Source organism: Stappia sp., from assembly GCF_048268045.1.
Lineage (GTDB): Bacteria > Pseudomonadota > Alphaproteobacteria > Rhizobiales > Stappiaceae > Stappia.
This window is the reverse complement of the sequence record NZ_JBLWWG010000004.1, coordinates 171,958-191,892: the sequence shown is the minus strand read 5'-3', so window position 1 is coordinate 191,892 and position 19,935 is coordinate 171,958. Positions and strand designations below refer to the sequence as shown.

Genomic DNA, 19,935 nt, shown 5'->3' with positions numbered 1-19,935 from the left:
GGGCCTTTTGCATTGGCGATACCTCAAGGCGACGGGCTCAGATGACCCTGACGGTTGCCCCCACCGGAACGCGGCTGTAGAGATCGATCACATCCTCGTTGCGCATGCGGATGCAGCCTGAGGATACGGCCCGTCCGATGGTCCAGGGCTCGTTCGACCCGTGGATGCGATAAAGGGTCGAGCCGAGATAGAGGGCGCGCGCGCCAAGCGGGTTCTTCGGCCCGCCGGGCATATGGGAAGGCAGGCCCGGCTGACGCTTGCGCATCTCCACCGGAGGACGCCAGTCCGGCCATTCGGCCTTGCGCGTCACCTTGTGGGTGCCGGCCCATTCGAAGCCGGGACGCCCGACGCCGACGCCGTAGCGGCGGGCGAAGCCACCCTTCTCGACCAGGTAGAGGTAACGGTTGTCGGTGTCGATCACGATCGTGCCGGGCTTCTCGCGCCCATCATAGGCAACGGTGGTGGGCAGGAATCGCGGATCGACCTGACGCGCCACCGCGCGCGCCGGCTTGCCCGGACGGGCAATGCGCGGCGATCCGTAGACCGCCGTGCGCGCGCGCCCCGGCAGCGGGCGGGCCTGCTGGGGCAGCGGCCTTGCGGCGACCGCCGGCCGCATCGCCTGATTGCGCGGGCGCAACTGGAGCACCCAGGGCTCGGTGAGATCGGGGGAGAGCAGGAGCGGCGGGGCGCCAACGCCGCGACTGCCGGCCTCTGCAGGGCCCAGCGCCGGCAACAGGCCAAGCGTGAGCGCCATCATGAACAATCGGGTCTTTCGCATCGACGTACTCGCAACCTTTCGCCGAACAGGAACGCGCCTTTCCGCCCTTGGTGAACGGAAGATGGCCGCACCCCCGACGGTAGGTCGGACGAAGGTTGCAAACCGTAAACCCTTTCGCGACGGGCGCGACTTTCCGTCCGCTTGGTTAGCAGCCGGTTGCGGGACGTGGTGAAGGTTCCGTAAACGCCGCCGGCTCAATTCACCAGCGGACGCACCTCGCGCACGATCGACGGCAGCATCGGCTTGACCTCTTCCGGCCGCATGCCGGGCTTGATGCGCGGATGATAGAGCATGTTGAGGATCAGCCGGTCGAAAGACGTGAAGCGGCTGTGACGGGAGCGGTCGTTGAAGACCGAATGGGACAATGAGGCGTCGTCGTTCATCGGACCCAGACCCTGCAGAAGCTCCTCGACCATACACCGGCGAAACAGGAAGTCGCCCTCGTCGGAAACGATCACCGCCGCCGACTGCGAAATGCCGCTGCGGTCGGAAACGACGCGCACCAGACAGCGCCCCGGCGCGTTCGCGCGCGGATCCTTGTAGATCGTCTTGCGCACGACGCCGGCATATTGGTCGCGGTCGACGACATAGACGTGGAAGTTGGCATCGTCAGGCGTCGGCACGACCTGCGCCGACAGCCCCTTTATGCTTTTGCCCATGTTCTCGATGAACCGATAAACCATCGGCTTGCGATTCTTGCGCGCGAGGTTGTGCACGTAGAAACGCACCGGACCGGGGTACTTCTTCACGAGATAGGGTTGCCAGCTCCACGAGCGGTACTCGAGGCCGAACACCGTCTTCATGAAGCCGTCGATCAATTCCTCGGTGGAAAAGGTATAGGGCTCCGCGCCCACCCGCGACGCAAGCGGACCCGACACCAAAAGGGCGGCAACGACCGCCATGGACAAGAGATATTTCGCTCGACGCACTTCGCTCGATGTCCCGGCGCTCGTGATGTCTTCGGCCGCCGTCTCCCCGGCCGCCCCGGGCTCGCCTCGGCGGGCACTACGGCCTGGCGAGCATACAGAACCGAGCCTTGCCGAGGGAAGCCAAATCGACAATACGGCAAATCTTCCCGCCGTCGGGGAAGAATTCCTTAAAACTCGCCAGCTATATAGGGATTACCAACACGCACCGGCACGGCCATCGACCCGGAGACGAATACGAACATGACGGCGACAAGACGGGCCTTTCGAGCCGAGAGTCTCTTGCAAAAATCGCAGGTCGCGGCTCCGACCGAATCCAGCGTGTCGTCAGCCCAGCATGACGAATTGATGGCCGAGATCGCGTCGATCAAATCCCTGATCCGCCCGGTCGAGGACATCAGCGAGCAGATGCTCTCCAACTTCCGCAAGGAGCTTGGCGAGGCATCCAAGCTCAAGGGCGAGCTTGATTCGATCTACGAGGCCATCGCCAAGACGAAGCACGAGATCGCGACACTGCACAGCACGACCAGTGCTGAAAGCCACGACATGACCCGCGTCACCAACGAGCTGGATGCGGTGGTCATGGGCACAGAAGGCGCGACGGAGACGATCCTGTCCTCGGCGGAGTACATTGACGAGACCGCGAACACGCTGAGCGCCCGGCTCAAGGGTCAGGACGCGGAGCTTGCCAACGACATCCAGGAAAAGGTCGTGCAGATCTTCGAGGCCTGCAACTTCCAGGATCTCACCGGTCAGCGCATCACCAAGGTCGTCGGCACCCTGCGCTTCATCGAGGAGCGCATCATCAAGATGATGGACATCTGGGGCGGCATCGAGAGCTTCCAGTCGATCGAACCGGAAAGCCGTCCCTCGCGCGAGGGCGACGCGGCGCTGCTCAACGGCCCGGCGCTCGACATCGACGAGGGTGTCGCCAGCCAGGACGACATCGACGCCCTGTTCGCCTGAACGCATCCCGCACTTCCCCGCTTCCTTGCAAACGCGCGCCAGGCGATCCGTCCGGCGCGCGTTTTGCGTTTGCCCGCCCCGCGCACGCGAGGCGCAGTCAAGACGTGCGCGCCCTGAAAGGGAATGATACATTCGCGCCAGGGAATGTGTTTAAGGGCCCTGCCCTGGGAGGACGGAATGATCACCCGCAGACGTTTCACGCAAGGAACCATGGCACTCGGCGCGGCTGCGGCCCTTGCTCCGGGCCTGGCCGGCCCGGCGCGGGCCGCAACGCTTGGCGATGACGGTCTCTACAAGCAGGACTGGTTCGTCGACAGCTTCCTGGACATGGGCGACGACCTCAGCGAAGCCCATGCCGTGGGCAAGCATTTCGTCGTCATGTTCGAGCAGGCGGGCTGCCCCTTCTGCCGCCAGACGCATGAGGTCAACCTGACCCGCGACGACTATGTGCCCTATCTGAAAGAGAATTTCAGCATCGTGCAGCTGGACCTCTTCGGCGCGCGCGAGGCGACGGACTTCGACGGCGAGGCGCTGGAGGAACGGGCTCTCGGCCGGCGATGGCTGGTCAATTTCACGCCCACCATCCTCTTCTTCCCCAATGATCCAGCCGCCGTGGCGGGCAAGACAGGGCACGAGGCGGAGATCGCTCGCATCCAGGGCTACCTGCCGCCTTTCTACTTCTATCATTTCTTCGAATGGGTCCGCTCCGGCAGCTATAAGGAGGAGGGCTTCCAGCGTTATTCCAACGCCCGGCTGGAGGAGATGCGCGCCCGCGGCCAGACCCGCGACACCTGGAGGCTTGGCTGAGCGGCTTGCCCCTTTGCAACCGCATCGCGCCGGACGGATCGATCCATGCAACCTCGGCCCGCGGAACCTTCATGGGCAATCGCGGCGGCCGGCTGCACGATCCGCGCACACGCGAGCTCGGCGGCGCGCGCTGGCGCTCCCGTGCCTGGATCTGCTGCCGGCTCAGCTTCCGAGACCGGCAACGACAAGTGATGGGCCGAAGCTACACGGAATTCTTCTTTCTCGACGAGGCGACCGCACTGGCGGCCGGCCACCGGCCCTGCTTCGAATGCCGGCGCGCGGACGCCCACGCCTTCCAGGCGTCCTGGGTGGCGGCGGGCCTCTCGCAAGGGACGCCGAGCGCACCTGACATGGACCGCCGGCTTGATGCGGAAAGGCGCAACGGACGGGAGAAGCGGACCTTCGCCGCGCCGCTCCAACGTCTCCCGGAAGGTGCCTTCTTCCGCCAGGCCGGCACCATCCTCGTCAAGCGGGCGGACCGCCTTCTGCAATGGGATTTCTCCGGCTACCGCGACGTGGCGGGCGCCGCTTCGATTGGCGAAGTCGAAGTGCTGACACCACCGGCAATCGTTGCAGTGCTTGCGGCGGGATATCGCCCCGCCTGGCACGCAAGCGCTGGAACCATCAGCGACGAACGGAAAACACGTCAAACATTCTGATTGGTTTGTCCCGAACCGATATCGTATCGTGAATGCAAGTCTGTCCCCCTTGCAAGGCTTTCTATGACATCGCTGTCCGCCACGCTTCCGCCCCGCGACGACTCCGGGCTCGGACCCGCCGACCTTGGCCTCTACGGGCTCACCGTGCTTGCCTGGGGGTTCTCCTGGTACGCAATCAAGCTGCAGGTCGGGGAGGTGCCGCCGGAGGTCTCCGTGTTCTGGAGATTCGTCCTTGCCTCGGGCGTGACGATGGCCTGGGCGCTGGCGCGCGGGGCGCGGCTGCGGTTTCCCGTGACAACACACCTGCGTTTCGCCGCCCTTGGCGCGCTCCTGTTCTCGACGAACTTCATGCTTTTCTACTATGGCGGGCGCACCGTGCCCTCGGGCCTTTTGTCGGTGATCTTCTCGCTGACGTCGATCTTCAACATCGTGCTCGGCTTCCTGATCTTCGGACAGACGATCAGCCGGCGGGTGCTTGTCGGCGCAGCGCTCGGCTTCGTCGGCGTGGCGCTGCTGTTCCGCCCCCAGGTCATGGGCGGCGGCGACTTCGACGCCTCCGCGCTGGTCGGGCTCGGCTTCTGCATCGCCGGCACGCTCTCCTTCTGCCTTGGCAACATGGTATCGGCGTCCAACCAGCGTTCCGGCATTCCGGTGGTCTCGGCCAGCGCCTGGGGCATGGTCTACGGCGCGGCGCTCATGGGCCTGGTCTCGCTGGCGCGCGGCGACAGTTTCGCGGTGCCTCTGACGGCTTCCTACCTCGGCGGGCTGGTCTATCTCGCGATCGTCGCCTCCGTCATCGCCTTCGCCTGCTATCTCACACTGCTCGGGCGGATCGGATCGGCGCGCGCCGGCTACGCCACGGTGATGTTTCCGATCGCGGCGCTGCTCGTCTCGACGGTAATGGAGGGGTTCACCTGGGGGCCGGACGCACTCGCCGGCCTCGGTTTCGTCCTGGCCGGCAATCTGCTCGTGCTGCGGCGCGGGCGGACGCGGCTTCCCGTCTGAGACAGACCTATTCGGCGGCCATCAGTTCCAGCGACACGTTGCCGATGGCGGCGCGGATATGGGCGCAGAGCGCATCATGGACCGGATCCGTCGAGGCGGCGGCGCGCAGGAGCGTGATGTCGCAGGGGGGCAGCGAGGGAAAGCCGTCGCTTTCGCCGAGAATGCGCATGCCGGAGCGCACGGCGCTTTCCGGCAGAACCGCTACGGCAAGCCCGGCCTGCACCGCACCGATGAGGGCCGCGGCGCTGGAGGAGGAATAGGACACGGTGTAGGGGCGGTTGACGCGGTCGAGAAGATCCATCGCCTGTCGCCGCCACGAGCAAGTGGTGGGGCCAAGCGCCAGACGCACGGTCTCCTTGAAGTGGATGCACATGTTGGCAGGAGCCACCCAGTGCAGCGGTTCACGGCGGATCACCTCGCCCTGCATCGGCACGCAGTCGCCGGAGGTGACGATCGCGATATCGAGTTCGCCGCGCTCGATCATCTGCCCGGTGATGATCGAGCCCTGGCACTGGACCATGATCTCGATTGCCGGGTTGAGACGGGCGAAGGCGGCCAGGACCTGGGGCAGAAGGCGCTCGGCGTAATCATCGGGAAGTCCGAGGCGGACGCTGCCGATGCTCTGCTCGCAGGCGAAGGCGGAGACGGTCTCGTCGTTCAGCCGGATCATGCGCCGCGCGAACTCGAGAAGGCGGTGTCCATCCTCCGAGAGGCGGGACTGGCGACCATCCTTGACGAAGATCTGGCGATCAAGCCGGTCCTCGAGACGCTTCATCTGCATGGAGACGGCCGACTGGGTCTTGTTCACCGCGTCAGCCGCCTTGGTAAAGCTGCCAAGCTCCGCGATTGCGAGAAATGTCCGAAGCTGGTCGATGTCGAGCGCATGCGCCATAGCGGCCTCCGCCTTGCAAACCCTGGGTAAATTTCAATACATCACCAATCGCGATGATTTTCCATAAAAAACATTCGTTAGTGTAATGGAAGCCCGGCAGCTAATTTTACTCAAGCAAGGCGAAGGAACGGCATCCCGCCCGACCGCCAGAAAATCGAGGCCCTAGGGCCGGAAAGGAGAGTGCCGTCATGGCCCCGTTCATCCATTCATCATCCGCGCGCCCCAACCGTCTTTCCATCGCGGCACTTGCCGTGGGAGGCCTGTCCGGGCTTGGCCAGGCGCTTTCCTCCTACTGGCGGCGCCGGCGCAACCGGATCCAGATCTCGGAGCTGATGTACTTCGAGGACCACATGCTCGCGGATCTCGGCATCACGCGTGGAGATGTCGCAGCCAGCCTGGCGACCAGCGACGCTGTCGATCCCAGCATCCAACTTGCCCTGCTGCGCAACGAGCGCAAGGCATCCGCACTCTCTGCCCGGCGCATTCGCCGCCCCTGATTTTCCCCGCATACGCGCGGGAGGCAGCTCCACGTCCGCCACGGCGTGGCTCCCGCGCAGTTGCCCTGTCGGCCCCTCGCCGACACACCTGGCCCGCCTCCTCGGAGGCGGGCTTTTTTTCGTTCTAGCGCCGGAGTGGGGATCCGCATCGTCGCACCTGCACCGAAGCGCAGGGAGGCGCGAGGGGGAAAGTCGGGAACGAGCCTTCGCGTCAGCGCGTGCCGGAGGGACCGTCGGCGCGGTCGAACAGGCCCTCGAACTGGCGAACCTGATGGTCCTGAATGTCGCGGCCAAGTGCAAGCCAGCTCTCCACCAGACTTGAACCGGCATCGCCTTCCACCGGCGTCTCACTGCCGCCGGCCACCGCGCCAAGCGTGCCCGCGTCCTCGGCCGGATTGTCCTCTTGCGGCCGCACATCAGAGGCGTCGCCGCCGCCGTCCGGTGCGGAGAAGAGGCCCATGTAGCCGTCCCAGAAGGAGCGCATCGCATCGGCATAGGGCGCGATCATCCGCATGGGATTGGGCACGGGCTTCGGCCGGCCGCGCGCATAGCCGGAGAGAAAGGCATCCAGAAGGTCGCGCGCCGGGCCGACGGTGAAGCGGCGGGCCACCTGCCCGAGCGCCAGCGTCGCGGCGACCGGCATCATCGTCTCGATGCCGGGTATCTCGAGCCCCGTCTGCTCGGCGACATATTCCGCGACGCGCCGGCGCATGTCCTCGGGGCCGAAGATGAAGGCGAGCGGCTCGCCGACGAAGCCACCGGGCGGCAGCGCCGAGACGCGCCCCGGTCCCGGCATCAGCGCCATCAGCGCCTCGAAACCGGACGGCGTCGAGCCGAAATGGCGGATGCCGGCAAGCGCGGCCGGCATCAACGCCTCCGCGGCCTTTCGGATCTCGGCCTCGCTCCAGCCGAACCGGCTCTTCATCGCCTCGTTGACGGAGGCGGGATCGAAAGCTCCGAAACTGGGGAAACTGTCTGACATGGCGCGCACTTTCCGGATCGGGACATCGCATCATCGACTTTTGCGCCGTCGCGGTCAAACGACGTTCTGCGGGCGCGCCGTCGACAAAAGGCAAACGGGCGCGGAGTTGCCTCCGCGCCCGCGCCATGCACCTGCCTGATCCGGCCGTGTCCCTGCCTAGTAGGCGTAGTCCTTGTAGATACGGGCAAGATCCCCGCCCCAGGCGCCCTGGTAGCGCTGCAGCAGGACGTCGGCCGGCGTCATGCCGCTTGCCAGCGTTTCCTCGACGGCGGCGAGATGGACGCGCTCGTCCTGTCCCCCGTCGCTCATCCGGGCGCGCCGCTTCAGTCCCTCGCGCGACAACGCCACCATGTCCTTCGCCAGCTCGAGCACGGTGCGGTTGCGGAAGCGCGTCTCCAGGCCGCCGCGCGGCACATCGTTGCGAAGCCCGTCGCGCTCCTCCTGGGTCCAGTCGGCCACCATATCGGCCGCCTGATCCAGAATGCCGTCGTCATAGAGAAGGCCGACCCACAGCGCGGGAAGCGCGCAGATGCGCCGCCACGGACCGCCATCCGCCCCACGCATCTCGAGATACTTCTTCAGCCGGACATCCGGGAAAAGGGTCGAAAGGTGGTTGTTCCAGTCGCCGATGTTCGGCAGGCCATCGGGCACGGTGTCCTTCAGCGCGCCGTTCATGAAAGCGCGGAAGGTGGTGCCGGTGACATCGTAGTAGGTCGTGCCGCGCTTGACGAAATACATCGGTACGTCGAGCGCCCACTCGACATAGCTCTCGAAGCCGAAGGCCGGGTCGAAGGCAATGGGCAGATTGCCGGACCGGTTGTTGTCCGTGTCCTTCCACACCTCGGCGCGGAAAGAGCGGAAGCCGTTCGGCTTGCCGTCGGTGAAGGGCGAATTGGCGAAGATCGCGGTCGCCACCGGCTGCAGGGCGATGCCGACCTGCATCTTCCGGCGCATGTCCGCTTCCGACGAGAAGTCGAGGTTCACCTGGATGGTCGAGGTGCGGAACATCATGTCGAGGCCGAGAGAGCCGACCTTGGGCATGTAGCGCGCCATGATCTGGTAGCGCGACTTCGGCATTACCGGCACGTCTTCCCGGCGCCAGGTCGGCGTCATGCCGAGCCCGAGGAAGCCGATGCCCAGCGGCTCGGCCACCTCGCGCACCTGGGCGAGATGGCAATTGGTCTCGCGGCAGGTCTGGTGGAGATTGTCGAGCGGCGCGCCCGACAGCTCGAACTGGCCGCCGGGCTCGATGGAGATCGCACCGCCGCCAATCGGATCGGCAAGGCCGATGATGAGGCCGTTATCCTCGATACGTTCCCAGCCGAGGAGCTTTTCCATGCCGGTCAGCACGGCCTCGATACCGCGCGGTCCCTCGTAGGGAATCGGCGAATTGTCGGAGAGGTTGAAGCCGAACTTCTCGTGCTCGGTGCCGATCCGGAAATCGCTTTCCGGCTTGCATCCGGCCTCGAGCGTCGCGGCCAGTTCGGCAACCCCGGTGATCGGGGTCGAATCTAGGGTGTCGCGGGCCATTCAGATTGGTTCCTTCGCGTGGTCGGCGGGCACCTTACTCAGCCCCCCCCGCCAAAACAAATGAGATTTTCCGTGATCGCGCGCGAACGTTCCCAACGCCGGCGGCGAGCTCATCGCCAGTCGCCGAGCCGCGCCTGGACCACCGCGAGCGCGGCCACCGCGGCGGTGTCCGCCCTGAGCACTCGCGGCCCCAGCGGCACCGGCGTGACGAAATCGAAAGATCGCAGTTCCGTCCGCTCCGCTTCCGAAAAACCGCCCTCCGGCCCGATCAGCACGGCAAGCGGCCCGCGCTCCAGGCGCTCAAGCGCGGCAAGCGGGTTCTGGCTCGCCTCGCCCTCGTCGCAAAACAGCAGCCGGCGGCTCTCCTCGTCCGCGCTCCAACTGGCGAGAAGCCTCGTCAGCGCAACGGGCTCGCGGATGGAGGGAACGGAAATGACCCCGCATTGCTCGCAAGCCTCGATGATATTGGCGCGCATGCGCTCCAGGTTCACCCGCGTCGACTGGGTGTGCTGCGTGAGCACCGGCACGAGGGTTCCCGCGCCCATCTCGACCGCCTTCTGGACCATATAGTCAAGCCGGGCGTGCTTGAGCGGTGCGAAGAGGTAGTGAAGATCGGGCGGCGGTGTCTGCGCGCGTGTCTGTTCCTGCGGAACAAGGCTCGCCTGCTTGCGCCCGGCAACGGCGATCCGCGCGATCCATTCGCCGTCACGCCCGTTGAAGACCAGCACCTGCTCGCCGTCCTTCAGGCGAAGCACGTTGAGAAGATAGTTGGCCTGCGCCCTGTCGGTGGCGACCGGCGTTTCGGCGCACAGGTCCGCCTCTAGGAAAAGGCGCTGCATGCGGAACTCGTAGCGCGGCATGATACCTCACTGGGACAGTCATCTCTTGCCAAGCGGCTTAGCGCCATGCGCCCTGCCCCGCAAGCCGTCGCCTGTCGACAAGGCCGGCAGCCCCCTTGACTGGAAGAGGCGGCTGGGCTCCCCTCGGCATCCGTTTCGAACCATGCAGGGAGAGGCAGTTCGCCTTGGCCGAGAGCAACAATGTCGCCGAATATACCGTCTCGGACATCTCCGGCGCGATCAAGCGCACCATGGAGGACACGTTCGGCTATGTGCGCGTGCGCGGCGAGCTTGGCCGCATCTCCCGTCCGGCGTCGGGACATATCTACCTGGACCTGAAGGATGCCCAGTCGGTGCTGGCCGGCGTCATCTGGCGCGGTCAGGCGGCGCGGCTGAAGATCCAGCCCGAACAGGGGCTGGAGGTGATCGCCACCGGCAAGATCACAACCTTCCCGGGGCAGTCGAAATACCAGATGGTGATCGACTCGATCGAGCCGGCCGGCGTCGGCGCGCTGATGGCGCTGCTCGAGGAACGGCGCAAGAAGCTTGCCGCCGAAGGGCTGTTTTCCGAGGACCGCAAGCGCCGCCTGCCTTATCTGCCGCGGGTGATCGGCGTCGTCACCTCGCCGACGGGCGCCGTCATCCGCGACATCCTGCATCGGCTTTCCGACCGGTTCCCGCTGCATGTGCTCGTCTGGCCGGTGCGCGTCCAGGGCGAGACCTCCGCGCGCGAGGTGGCGAACGGCATCGAGGGGTTCAACCGGCTTGCCTCGGGCGGCACGATCCCGCGCCCCGACCTCATCATCGTGGCGCGCGGCGGCGGTTCGCTGGAGGACCTTTGGGGGTTCAACGACGAGATCGTGGTGCGCGCGGCGGCGGCCTCCGCGATCCCGCTGATCTCGGCGGTCGGCCATGAAACCGACTGGACGCTGATCGATCATGCGGCAGACTTGCGCGCACCGACGCCGACAGGCGCGGCGGAAATCGCGGTTCCCGTGCGCGGCGAGCTGATCGCCTCTGTCGACGACCTCGCCCGTCGCCAGATTGCCGGGCTGCTGAGGCTGATCTCCGGCCGGCGTACCGAACTGCGGGCGGCGGCGGCCGCCCTGCCGTCGCCGCGCGATCTGCTGGCGCTTCCCCGTCAGCGGCTCGACACGTATGGCGAGCGGCTCTCTCCGGCGCTGCGCGCGTCCCTGCGCGACCGGCGTTCGCGCCAGCAGGCCGCCGCCGCCCGCCTGTCGCCGCATACGCTGAAACGGGCGGTGGCGATTGCCCGCGAACGGCTCGACGGATTGTCGGCACGGGCCGTGCGCGCCCATGCCCAGCGGCTGGCGGTCGAGCGTGCCCGGCTCGGATCCACTGCCAAGCTGCTGGAAAGCCTTTCCTACCGCAACGTGCTGTCGCGCGGCTACGCGCTGGTGCGCGACGCCGACGGGCAACCGCTGCGCTCGGCCTCCGGCATCGCCGACGGTGCGGTGCTGTCCATCGAGTTCGGTGACGAGACGCGCCGCAGCGTCGCGGCACTTGGCGAGGACGGGCTGCCGCCGGCTGCCGGCGCCTGGCGTCCGAAGGCAGCGGCGTCGCGCAGGGAGCCTGCGAAAACCTCCAGAAAACCCGGAGCATCCGAACAGGGCTCGCTCTTCTGATCCGAACAGGCTTGTGATCGGAAAAGGCTTGAGCCGTTGCAGCCGCTGGCTGAAACGCGAACGGGGCGCCAAGGCGCCCCGCAGCTGTTTTCCCGGGCTTCCCTCGTCACATGATCGAGGGCAGGAAGGTCACGATCGCCGGGAAGGCGACGAGGCCGGCGATGGTCAGGATGTCGGCAACGAAGAAGGGTACGCAGCCGCGGAAGACTTCCTGCACCGGAATGTCATCGCGCACGCCCGCGACAACGAAGCAGTTCAGCCCGATGGGCGGCGTGATCAGGCAGAGTTCCGCCATCTTCACCACCAGGATGCCGAACCAGATGGCACACATCTCGCCGGAGAGGCCGAAGGTGGAGTCCGCGGCCGAGACCATCTCGCCGCCGTTGAGCGCCATGACGGCCGGGTAGACCACCGGCAGGGTCAGGATCAGCATGCCGATGGCGTCCATGAACATGCCGAGCACCGCGTAGGCGCACAGGATCAGAACCAGTGTCAGCCAGGGCGAGACATGCAGGGAGACAACGAACTCCTCGAAGGCTTCGGGCAGGCCGGCAAAGCCCAGGAACCGCACATAGACCAACACGCCCCAGATGAGGGTGAAGATCATCACCGTGAGCTTGGCCGTCTCGTGCAGCGCCTGCCAGAGCTGCCTTGTTCGCATGCCGTTGAAGAAGGCAGAGATGAGCACGACAAAGGCGCCGAGCGCACCGGCTTCCGTCGGTGTGGCAAAGCCGAAGTAGAGCGAGCAGAAGATGATCAAGACGACGGCGATGATCGGCAGGGTTCCAGGCAGTGACTTGATCCGGTCACCCCAGCTGAAACCACGCACCGCCGGCGCATCGCCACGCCACATGGCAAGCGTGATGATGATGCCGATGTAGACCAGCGCGGAAAAGACGCCCGGCAGGAAACCGGCCAGCAGCAGCTTGGCCACCGACTGTTCGACCAGGATGGCGTAGATCACCAGGATCGCCGAGGGCGGGATCAGCGAGGCCAGCGTTCCGCCGGCTGCGACGACCGCCGAGGCCAGTCGCTTGGAGTAACCGACCGCAAGCATTTCCGGGATCGCGACACGGGCGAAGACGGCGGCGGTGGCGACCGAGGCTCCCGAAACCGCGGCAAAGCCGGCGGTGGCGAACACGGTGCCGACGGCCATGCCGCCAGGCAGCCATCCGAGCCAGCGCTTGGCCGCCTCGAACAGTTGTCGGGTGAAGCCGGCATAGAAGGCGAGAAAGCCGATCAGGATGAAGGTCGGCAGCACCGACAGCGAATAGGTCACGGATTTCGAGTGCGGAATGGTGCCGGCCATCTTGAGGGCGGTGACGACGCCGCGCTCGAAGCCCATACGCATGGAGAAGATGGCGATCAGGCCAACGGTGCCGACAAAGGCGGCGGCAAAGGCAACGCGCATGCCGAGCACGACAAGCACAAGCAGCAGGCCCGTCATGATCAGGCCGATTTCAAACGGGGTCATCGACGGTCTCCTTCGGCCTTTTCCGGCGTGGCGGCATCATCCGCCTCGTCGCCGAAGGCTTCCTCGATCTCATGCTTTGCTGCGGTCTCGACGTCGGCGATCACGGGAACCGCGATCGGCGCGGCGGAGGGATCGCGCACCAGCCGCCAGTAGCCCCAAAGCTGCAGCGTCAGGCGCAGCAGCAAGAGCGACAGCGCGACGGGAATGACAAGCTTCGACGGCCAGGTCGGCAGTGCGATGTCGATCGAGCTGTCGCCGAGTTCCCAGGAGCGGTAAAAATGGTACCAGGACCCGTAGATGAGCGCGGCGACGACCAGCCAGATGGCGAAGACACCGACCATCTCCGCGATCCACATGGACCGACCGGAGAGCTTGCCGAGAAACAACTCCATGCGGATGTGCCCGCCGACACGCTGGCAATAGGCGATGCCCATGAAGGCGAAGACGGCCATCGCCTGCTCGGTGATGTCGATGAAGCCCGGAACCGGCCAGTTGAAGAGATTTCGGCCGACGATCTGGACGACGGCAAGAAGCATCAGAACGAGAATGCTGGCGGCGGCGATCATATTGAACGCATTTTCCAACCCACTGAGCCATCCGTCGAAACGGATGTAGTTGGTGGGCCGGCCGCGCGATGCGGAAGGCGATGACATTGCGGACTCCAACCGGAAGACGGCGACGTTTCCAGGCTCGGTGAGGATTGCCGGAGGCACCCGGCGGGATGGCGGATCCGGGTTCCCGCAAGGTCCGGCGACACAAGCGCTGTGCCCGAAGCCCAAGGGAACGGAAAGGCGTCCGGCCGCGCGTGTCACGCGGGCCGGACGCGAGGATCCGTCAGGCTCAGTTGAGCTTGGACTGAACGAGTTCGAGCAGCTCCTGGCCCGGGATGCCCTTGGCGTCCATCTCCGAAACCCAAGTGTCCCAGATCGGCTTGCCGGCCTTGTCCTTGAAGGCAGCGATCTCGTCGGCCGGATAGGTGATCTGCTCGATGTTCATCTTCTCGAGCGTCGGATACCAGCGCTCGTAGACCTTGTCGTAGGTGGCAAGGTAGTGGTCGAGCGCCTCTGCGACGGAAGAATCCAGCGCCTCGCGGAAATTGTCGGGCAGGGCCGCATAAGCGTCCGTGTTGATCACAACCGGGCAGCTCACGGTGCCGGGATTGAGATTGGTGGTCCACCAGTTGCCAGCCTCGACCGTCTTGAACGCGAGGTGAGCGTGCGGAGCGAAGGAAGCAGCACGCACCGTGCCCGAATCCATCGCCTGATAGGTCTCGGAAGCCGTCACCGTGGTCGGCACGGCGCCGATGGTCTCCATTGCCTTGCCGATGCCACCAAGCGCGCGCACGCGCATGCCCTCAAAATCGCTCACCTTTGCCGGTGCATCGCCCTTGCCGACGAAATTGTACTGCGGCATCGGCGTCGGCATCAGCAGCTTGGCATTCCAGCGCGCCAGGTCCTTGGCCACCGCCGGATGGGCGTAGACGGCCTGCTCGACCTCGATCTGGCTCTTCAGGTCGGGAACGCCGAGGAACGGCAGCTCGATCACGGTGAGGGTCGGGTTCTTGTCTTCGTGGTAGGAGGCGCAGATCTGCGCCATCTCGAACGCGCCGAAGGAAATGCCGTCGAGGTTCTCGCGGGCCTTCGACAGCGCCTCGCCATAGGCGAGGTTGAGCGTGAATTCGCCATTGGTCTTCTGCGACACCAGTTCGGCGAGCTTCTCGACGTTTTCGGTGAAGGCGCGGCGCTTGCCCCAGAGGGACACGTTCCACTCAAGCGCGAAGGCCTCGCCGGCGAAGCCGACACCGAGGCACATGGCAGTGCCGAGCACGAGCATCTTGCGACGCAAGGTCATGAGAAATCCTCCCTGTCCGGCCACCGGTCGCAACGCCCCTTGCTGAAGGACGCTTCCCCGGGCGACGCCTTCCCTTCCCATAGGGAGACGCCAGGAACCGGGCCCGCGACCGGGCGGCCATCTGTTTGCCAGTCTCGCCGCCCCCTCCCGGGACAGCGAATGAAACCGTTAACGCAATCGGCGTGCCAGCAGCAAAGAGGTTGTAGCCCGCCCCCGCGCGCACCTGCATTTTCATGGCAAAACAAAGGCAGACGCATCTCTCGGCAATGGACGGCGCGCCCGGCGGTCGGCGAAAAATCGCCGATTACCTGAAGTTATCGGCAACATCTTGCCGACTTCAGCCCTTCGGAAGCCTCACGAGCGGGTCAGGCCGAGACGGGTCATTTTCTCGTTGAGAGTACGCCGAGGCACATCGAGCTCCTCCATCACCGCCGCAATGCGCCCGTCGTGGCGCTGCAGCGCGTCGGCGATGATGTGCCGTTCGTGGTCCTCCATGAGGTCACGCAGGCGGCCGCGCAACGCGCGGTCCTCAACAGGCCTCGGGCCGAGCACGAGGTCGCGCACCACGGGCCGGCCCATGGCGGCGGCAAGGCAATAGCGCTCGGCGGCGTTGCGCAGCTCGCGCACGTTTCCCGGCCAGTCGTACGCCGACAGGAAGGCGGCATCGTCGGAGGAAAGCGGTGGCCGCTCGACCCGGTATTCCGCGGCGAAGCGATTGGTGAAACTGTCGAACAGCAGCCGCGCGTCGCCACCGCGCGCGCGCAGCGGCGGAATGCGGATCTCGATGGCGTTGAGCCGGTAGAGAAGGTCCTGCCGCAGCGCCTTTTCGGCGACCGCATCGCGCGGATCGACATTGACGGCGCTGATGACGCGGATGTCGACGCGGGTCGGCCCGCGTCCGCCGATCCGGTCGACCTCGCGCTCCTGCAACACGCGCAGAAGCTTCGGCTGCAAGGCCATCGGCATCGCCGAAATCTCGTCGAGGAAGAGCACGCCACCGTCTGCCTGCTCGATGCGGCCGGCGCGCGCCCGCTCGGCACCGGTGAAGGCCCCCGCCTCATGGCCGAAGAGTTCCGCCTCGACCATGGTCTCGGGCAGGGCCGCGCAGTTGAGCGCGACAAAGGGGGCATCGGCGCGCGGCGACAGCTCCGCGAGCGCCCGGGCGATCACTTCCTTGCCCGTTCCGGTCTCCCCGACGATCATCACCGAGGCATCGGTAGCCGCATAGTGGCTGATCTCCGCGCGAAGCTTGCGCATCTCTGCACATTCGCCCAGGAGTCTGGCCTCCAGACCCGCCATATCCTCAAGCCGGCGCGACAACGCTCGGTTCTCCAGCACGAGCCGGCGGTGCTCCGCCGACCGGCGCACCACCGCGGCGAGCACATCGGGATCGAAGGGCTTCTCGATAAAGTCGGCGGCGCCGAACCGCATCGCCTCGACGGCCATCGACACGTCGCCATGGCCGGTCAGCAGGATCACCGGCAGATCGGCGTCGATCTCCTTGACCTTGCGCAGCAGCTCGACGCCGCTCAGGCCTGGCAGCAGGACGTCGGAAACGATGCAGCCGGGGAAGCCGGCGTCGATCCGCGCAAGCGCGGTCTCCGCATCCGACGCCTCGACCGGCTCGAAACCCGCCAGCCGCATCCACTGACGCAGCCCTGCCCGCATCGCCGGGTCGTCATCGATGACGAGAACCGGCGGACGGACGTCCGTTCCGGAAAAGTCGCTCCGCGGCACCGTCATCGCCCCCCTCCCCTGGCACGCACCATGATTGCCCCCTCCCCTGCCGGCACACCGGCTTCATGCCACCGGCTCCCCTGCCCCGGCACCCGCTCCGCGCGCCGCTTCCTCGTCCCGCGGCTCCGCATCGAGCGGCAGGCGAAGCACGAAACTCGCCCCACCGCCGGCGGCCGCTCCAACGCGCAGGGTTCCGCCGAGGTCTTCGACGATCCGCGCCGAAATCGCAAGGCCCAGCCCGAGCCCGCTCGCGGCCGGCTTGGTGGAGAAGAAGGGTTCGAAGATGCGTTCGCGCAGGTCCTCCGGCACGCCGCCGCCATTGTCGGTGATCTCGATCACCGCCGCACCGTCGCGGACGCCGGCCCAGGCCTCGACATGGGGCGTATCGGCGACCTGTCCCGCGTCGATGGCGTTGCGCATCAGATTGACCAGAACCTGCTCTACCCTGAGAGGCGCCGTCGTCGCCACCAGCGCCGCATCCGGCAGGAGCAGCCGCAGGCGGGCGCCGGTCTCCTCGACACGCGGACGCAGGAGCTTCGCACTCGTCTTCAGGCATTCTCTCAGGTCGACAGTCTCGATGCGCGACTCGCCCGGACGGGCGAAGCGCTTGAGCTCCTGCGTCAGGCTCGCCATGCGGTGGCGCAGCGCATCGATCTCGTCGAGGTTTTCCATCACCTCGCCCGTCTCGCCACGCTGCTGGTAGAGCCTTGCGCCGGAGACAAACATCCCGAGCGCCGCCAGCGGCTGGTTAAGCTCGTGGGCGACCGCCGCCGACATCTCGCCAACGGCGGCAAGCCGGCTGGCGCGCGCAAGATCGGCCTGCGCGTCGCGCAATTCCCGCTCCACCCGGCTGCGCTCGTCGACCTCCTCACGCAGCCGCCGGTTGAGCAGGCGCAGCGCTGCCGCGTCGCGCCGCAGGCCGGCCCGTTCGCGACCAAGCCGGATGCTGCGAAAGCCGAGAGCGCCGATGGCGTACAGCAGGATCAGCGTCAGCGACGCGGCCCAGACCACCGCCCGCGAGGCGCGCACCTCGGCGAGAGGCGTGAAATAGTGGATCGTCCAGTCGAGCAGGCCGACCTTCAGTCGGGCATGGCGATAAGCGGTGTCCGAGAGGGTCATCACCTCCGCGTCGACCGGCCCTGCCTGAAGCACGGGAAGGCGCACGTCGCCATACTGCCGGATGCTACGGATCGCGGCGAGGGATTCGCCCGTGAGAGGCGCGAGCGAGGCATAGCGCCAGTCGTCGCGCGTCCCGAGGAAGACCACATCCGAGCGGTCGGTCACGACCACCGTCTCTCCCGCCTCGCGCCACGTCCGCTCAAGCCCGCGCATGTCCACCTTGGCGACGACCACGCCAGTGCGGTCCGGCGTCGCGCGGGCGAAGAAGAAGCCGGGCTTGCCCGTGGTTACGCCGACCGCATAGAGCTGCCCCTCCATGCCGGCGAGCGCCTGCAGAAAATAGGGGCGAAAGCCGTAGTCGCGGCCGACAAAGGAGCCGACGCTGTCGAAGTTGCTCGCCGCGAGCGTCACCCCCTGCCGATCCATGACGTAGAGCGAGTCCGCGCCCACTGTCGCCGCCATGTCCTTGAGGAAGCGGTTTGTCGACATTGCCCGTTCCGGCGCCTCGAGCACCGCGACCGCGCGCGGGTCGCGGGCGAGCACATGCGGCAGATACCTGAATTTCTCGAGTTCGCGCAGGATGGTCTCGCGGTAGAGCGTCAGCCGCTCGCGGGCGCGCGCATCGCTCAGCCCGCGCGCCCGCTCCTCGGCAAGACCGGCTACGAAGAACGATGCGGCAACGATCAGCAGCGGCGGCAGCAACCAGGGAAGCCAGGACGCGCGACGACGCCAGCCCCGCGCCCACCGCCGCCAACCACCGTCTTCCGCAACGTCAGGCATATCCTCTGGGGACATCGCTTGTCCGATTTGCCCTGCGCCGGCCTCGCCAGCTTGGGAATTCCTTGTCATAACAGTATCTCGCGCCGGCTGCCCGGGACATCTGTCCGGCCGGTTGCCGAACCCGTCGGCATGATGTGCGCGACGGCTTCGGGCAGGGATTGCGTCAGGGAGGACGGAATGCAGTTTGCCCTCAGCGAGGAAGAGTATCTCATCCAGGACACGGCAAGGAAGCTTGCCACGGACCGTATCGCCCCGCTCGCCGAGCAGCTCGACGCCGGAGAGGGGCGGGAGGCGTTTCTGGCCAACCTGCGGCTTCTCGCCGAGAACGGCTTCATGGGCCTCAACATTTCGCCAGACCATGGTGGCACCGGCGCCGGCACGGTGGCCTTCGCGCTTGCCGTCGAGGAGATCGGGCGGGCCTGCGCCTCGACCGGCGTCACGGTCTCCGTCTCCAACATGGTCGCCGAGGTAATCCAGGCGGTGGGCAACGACGCCCAGCGCGCCCGCTACCTGCCGAAGCTGACCGGAGGCGAGTATCCGGCCGGCGCCTTCTGCCTGACGGAAGCCGGCGCGGGCTCCGATCCCGCCTCGATGCGCACCCGCGCCGTGGCCGACGGCGACGACTTCGTCCTTGACGGCACCAAGCTCTATATCTCCTCGGCCGAATACGCCGGCGTCTTCGTCGTCTGGGCCGTAACCGACCCGGATGCGGGAAAGGGCAAGGGCATCAGTTGTTTCCTGGTCGAGGCCGGCACTCCAGGTCTGACCGTCGGCAAAGCCGAAAAGAAGATGGGGCAGACGGGGTCCGCCACCAACGAAGTGATCTTCCAGGATTGCCGGGTGCCGAAGACCGCGCTCCTCGGCCGGCTGCACGACGGCTTCCGCATCGCCGTCGGCGAGCTTGCCGGCGGACGCATCGGCGTTGCCTCGCTGGCCCTAGGCATCGCCCGGGCGGCGATGGCGCAAGCGAAGGCCTATGTCGCGGAGCGCAAGCAGTTCGGCAAGGCGATCGCCGACATGCAGGGCATCCAGTGGATGATCGCCGACCGGGAAACGGAACTGGAGGCCGCGCGCCTGCTGATCCTGCAGGCCGCCGCCCTCAAGGATGCCGGCAAGCCGTTCTCCCGCGAGGCGTCCATGGCCAAGCTCTTCGCCACCGAATCCGCCCAGCGCGCCACCTATACCGCGCTCCAGCTTCACGGCGGCGCGGGCTACATTCGCGACTATCCACTGGAACGGCTTGCCCGCGATGCGCGGATCACGACAATCTATGAGGGCACTTCGGAGATCCAGCGCCTGATCATCGCCCGGGAGACAATGAAGAACGTCTGACCATACTGCCGCGCCGCTGCCGGCGCGGCGGAACAACCATCCGCACCGCGTCACCCTGCTACAGTCTTGCAGGAAATTGATTCCCATCAAGGATCGCAGGCCGGATCGGAGCTAG

At 66.4% G+C, this 19,935-nt stretch carries 18 protein-coding genes; 7 read left to right on the top strand and 11 right to left on the bottom strand.

The window, feature by feature from the left end; genetic code table 11:
- Nucleotides 1-37: 37 nt before the first annotated feature.
- Together ACN0WF_RS08265 and ACN0WF_RS08260 are read right to left on the bottom strand one after the other, a co-directional pair.
- The gene (locus ACN0WF_RS08265) at nucleotides 38-778 is read right to left on the bottom strand and encodes a L,D-transpeptidase (protein ID WP_417772328.1); all 741 of its coding nucleotides are present in this window, start codon (nucleotides 776-778) and stop codon (nucleotides 38-40) included.
- A 194-nt stretch (nucleotides 779-972) separates the two neighbouring features.
- Nucleotides 973-1,680 (bottom strand): DUF2927 domain-containing protein, encoded by a 708-nt coding sequence (locus ACN0WF_RS08260; protein WP_417772558.1) that lies wholly within the window; start codon nucleotides 1,678-1,680, stop codon nucleotides 973-975.
- Between the two features lie 267 nt (nucleotides 1,681-1,947).
- On the opposite strand from ACN0WF_RS08260, the gene ACN0WF_RS08255 reads away from it, so the two are divergent.
- The 4 genes from ACN0WF_RS08255 to ACN0WF_RS08240 all read left to right on the top strand — a co-directional run bounded on the left by ACN0WF_RS08255 (nucleotide 1,948) and on the right by ACN0WF_RS08240 (nucleotide 5,141).
- On the top strand, nucleotides 1,948-2,670 hold the full coding sequence (locus ACN0WF_RS08255) for a protein phosphatase CheZ (protein ID WP_417772327.1): 723 nt from the start codon (nucleotides 1,948-1,950) through the stop codon (nucleotides 2,668-2,670).
- A 177-nt stretch (nucleotides 2,671-2,847) separates the two neighbouring features.
- Nucleotides 2,848-3,477, top strand: a complete 630-nt coding sequence (locus tag ACN0WF_RS08250) for a thioredoxin family protein (RefSeq protein ID WP_417772326.1) — start codon at nucleotides 2,848-2,850, stop codon at nucleotides 3,475-3,477.
- A 71-nt stretch (nucleotides 3,478-3,548) separates the two neighbouring features.
- Nucleotides 3,549-4,136: a hypothetical protein gene (locus tag ACN0WF_RS08245; protein WP_417772325.1), complete on the top strand. Its 588-nt coding sequence runs from the start codon at nucleotides 3,549-3,551 to the stop codon at nucleotides 4,134-4,136.
- 63 nt (nucleotides 4,137-4,199) lie between these two features.
- On the top strand, nucleotides 4,200-5,141 hold the full coding sequence (locus ACN0WF_RS08240; RefSeq protein WP_417772324.1) for a DMT family transporter: 942 nt from the start codon (nucleotides 4,200-4,202) through the stop codon (nucleotides 5,139-5,141).
- A gap of 7 nt (nucleotides 5,142-5,148) precedes the next feature.
- Here ACN0WF_RS08240 and ACN0WF_RS08235 read toward each other — a convergent pair whose 3' ends face one another.
- Nucleotides 5,149-6,033 carry a LysR substrate-binding domain-containing protein gene (locus ACN0WF_RS08235; protein WP_417772323.1) on the bottom strand — a complete coding sequence of 295 codons (885 nt, stop codon included), beginning with the start codon at nucleotides 6,031-6,033 and terminating at the stop codon, nucleotides 5,149-5,151.
- A 188-nt stretch (nucleotides 6,034-6,221) separates the two neighbouring features.
- On the opposite strand from ACN0WF_RS08235, the gene ACN0WF_RS08230 reads away from it, so the two are divergent.
- Nucleotides 6,222-6,530: a DUF1127 domain-containing protein gene (locus ACN0WF_RS08230; RefSeq protein ID WP_417772322.1), complete on the top strand. Its 309-nt coding sequence runs from the start codon at nucleotides 6,222-6,224 to the stop codon at nucleotides 6,528-6,530.
- A 211-nt stretch (nucleotides 6,531-6,741) separates the two neighbouring features.
- Here ACN0WF_RS08230 and ACN0WF_RS08225 read toward each other — a convergent pair whose 3' ends face one another.
- The 3 genes from ACN0WF_RS08225 to ACN0WF_RS08215 all read right to left on the bottom strand — a co-directional run bounded on the left by ACN0WF_RS08225 (nucleotide 6,742) and on the right by ACN0WF_RS08215 (nucleotide 9,902).
- A complete protein-coding gene (locus tag ACN0WF_RS08225; RefSeq protein WP_417772321.1) occupies nucleotides 6,742-7,512 on the bottom strand; it encodes a DUF937 domain-containing protein in 771 nt (256 codons plus the stop codon).
- A gap of 156 nt (nucleotides 7,513-7,668) precedes the next feature.
- Nucleotides 7,669-9,042, bottom strand: a complete 1,374-nt coding sequence (locus ACN0WF_RS08220) for a glutamate--cysteine ligase (protein ID WP_417772320.1) — start codon at nucleotides 9,040-9,042, stop codon at nucleotides 7,669-7,671.
- A 110-nt stretch (nucleotides 9,043-9,152) separates the two neighbouring features.
- Complete coding sequence (locus ACN0WF_RS08215) at nucleotides 9,153-9,902, bottom strand: 16S rRNA (uracil(1498)-N(3))-methyltransferase (protein WP_417772319.1); 750 nt, start codon at nucleotides 9,900-9,902, stop codon at nucleotides 9,153-9,155.
- Between the two features lie 164 nt (nucleotides 9,903-10,066).
- Between ACN0WF_RS08215 and xseA the strand changes: the two genes are divergently transcribed.
- On the top strand, nucleotides 10,067-11,527 hold the full coding sequence (gene xseA / locus ACN0WF_RS08210) for an exodeoxyribonuclease VII large subunit (protein WP_417772318.1): 1,461 nt from the start codon (nucleotides 10,067-10,069) through the stop codon (nucleotides 11,525-11,527).
- A gap of 106 nt (nucleotides 11,528-11,633) precedes the next feature.
- Here xseA and ACN0WF_RS08205 read toward each other — a convergent pair whose 3' ends face one another.
- The 5 genes from ACN0WF_RS08205 to ACN0WF_RS08185 all read right to left on the bottom strand — a co-directional run bounded on the left by ACN0WF_RS08205 (nucleotide 11,634) and on the right by ACN0WF_RS08185 (nucleotide 18,503).
- A complete protein-coding gene (locus ACN0WF_RS08205; RefSeq protein ID WP_417772317.1) occupies nucleotides 11,634-13,001 on the bottom strand; it encodes a TRAP transporter large permease in 1,368 nt (455 codons plus the stop codon).
- Nucleotides 12,998-13,654 carry a TRAP transporter small permease subunit gene (locus ACN0WF_RS08200; protein ID WP_417772316.1) on the bottom strand — a complete coding sequence of 219 codons (657 nt, stop codon included), beginning with the start codon at nucleotides 13,652-13,654 and terminating at the stop codon, nucleotides 12,998-13,000. Before ACN0WF_RS08200 ends, ACN0WF_RS08205 begins: the two co-directional genes overlap by 4 nt.
- A gap of 187 nt (nucleotides 13,655-13,841) precedes the next feature.
- Nucleotides 13,842-14,852 (bottom strand): C4-dicarboxylate TRAP transporter substrate-binding protein, encoded by a 1,011-nt coding sequence (locus ACN0WF_RS08195; protein WP_417772315.1) that lies wholly within the window; start codon nucleotides 14,850-14,852, stop codon nucleotides 13,842-13,844.
- A gap of 354 nt (nucleotides 14,853-15,206) precedes the next feature.
- On the bottom strand, nucleotides 15,207-16,595 hold the full coding sequence (locus ACN0WF_RS08190) for a sigma-54-dependent transcriptional regulator (RefSeq protein WP_417772314.1): 1,389 nt from the start codon (nucleotides 16,593-16,595) through the stop codon (nucleotides 15,207-15,209).
- A 57-nt stretch (nucleotides 16,596-16,652) separates the two neighbouring features.
- Complete coding sequence (locus tag ACN0WF_RS08185) at nucleotides 16,653-18,503, bottom strand: ATP-binding protein (protein ID WP_417772313.1); 1,851 nt, start codon at nucleotides 18,501-18,503, stop codon at nucleotides 16,653-16,655.
- Between the two features lie 162 nt (nucleotides 18,504-18,665).
- Here ACN0WF_RS08185 and ACN0WF_RS08180 point away from each other — a divergent pair, with 162 nt between their 5' ends.
- Entirely contained in the window at nucleotides 18,666-19,820 is a 1,155-nt protein-coding gene (locus tag ACN0WF_RS08180) for an acyl-CoA dehydrogenase family protein (protein WP_417772312.1), read from the top strand.
- The last annotated feature ends 115 nt before the right edge of the window (nucleotides 19,821-19,935 follow it).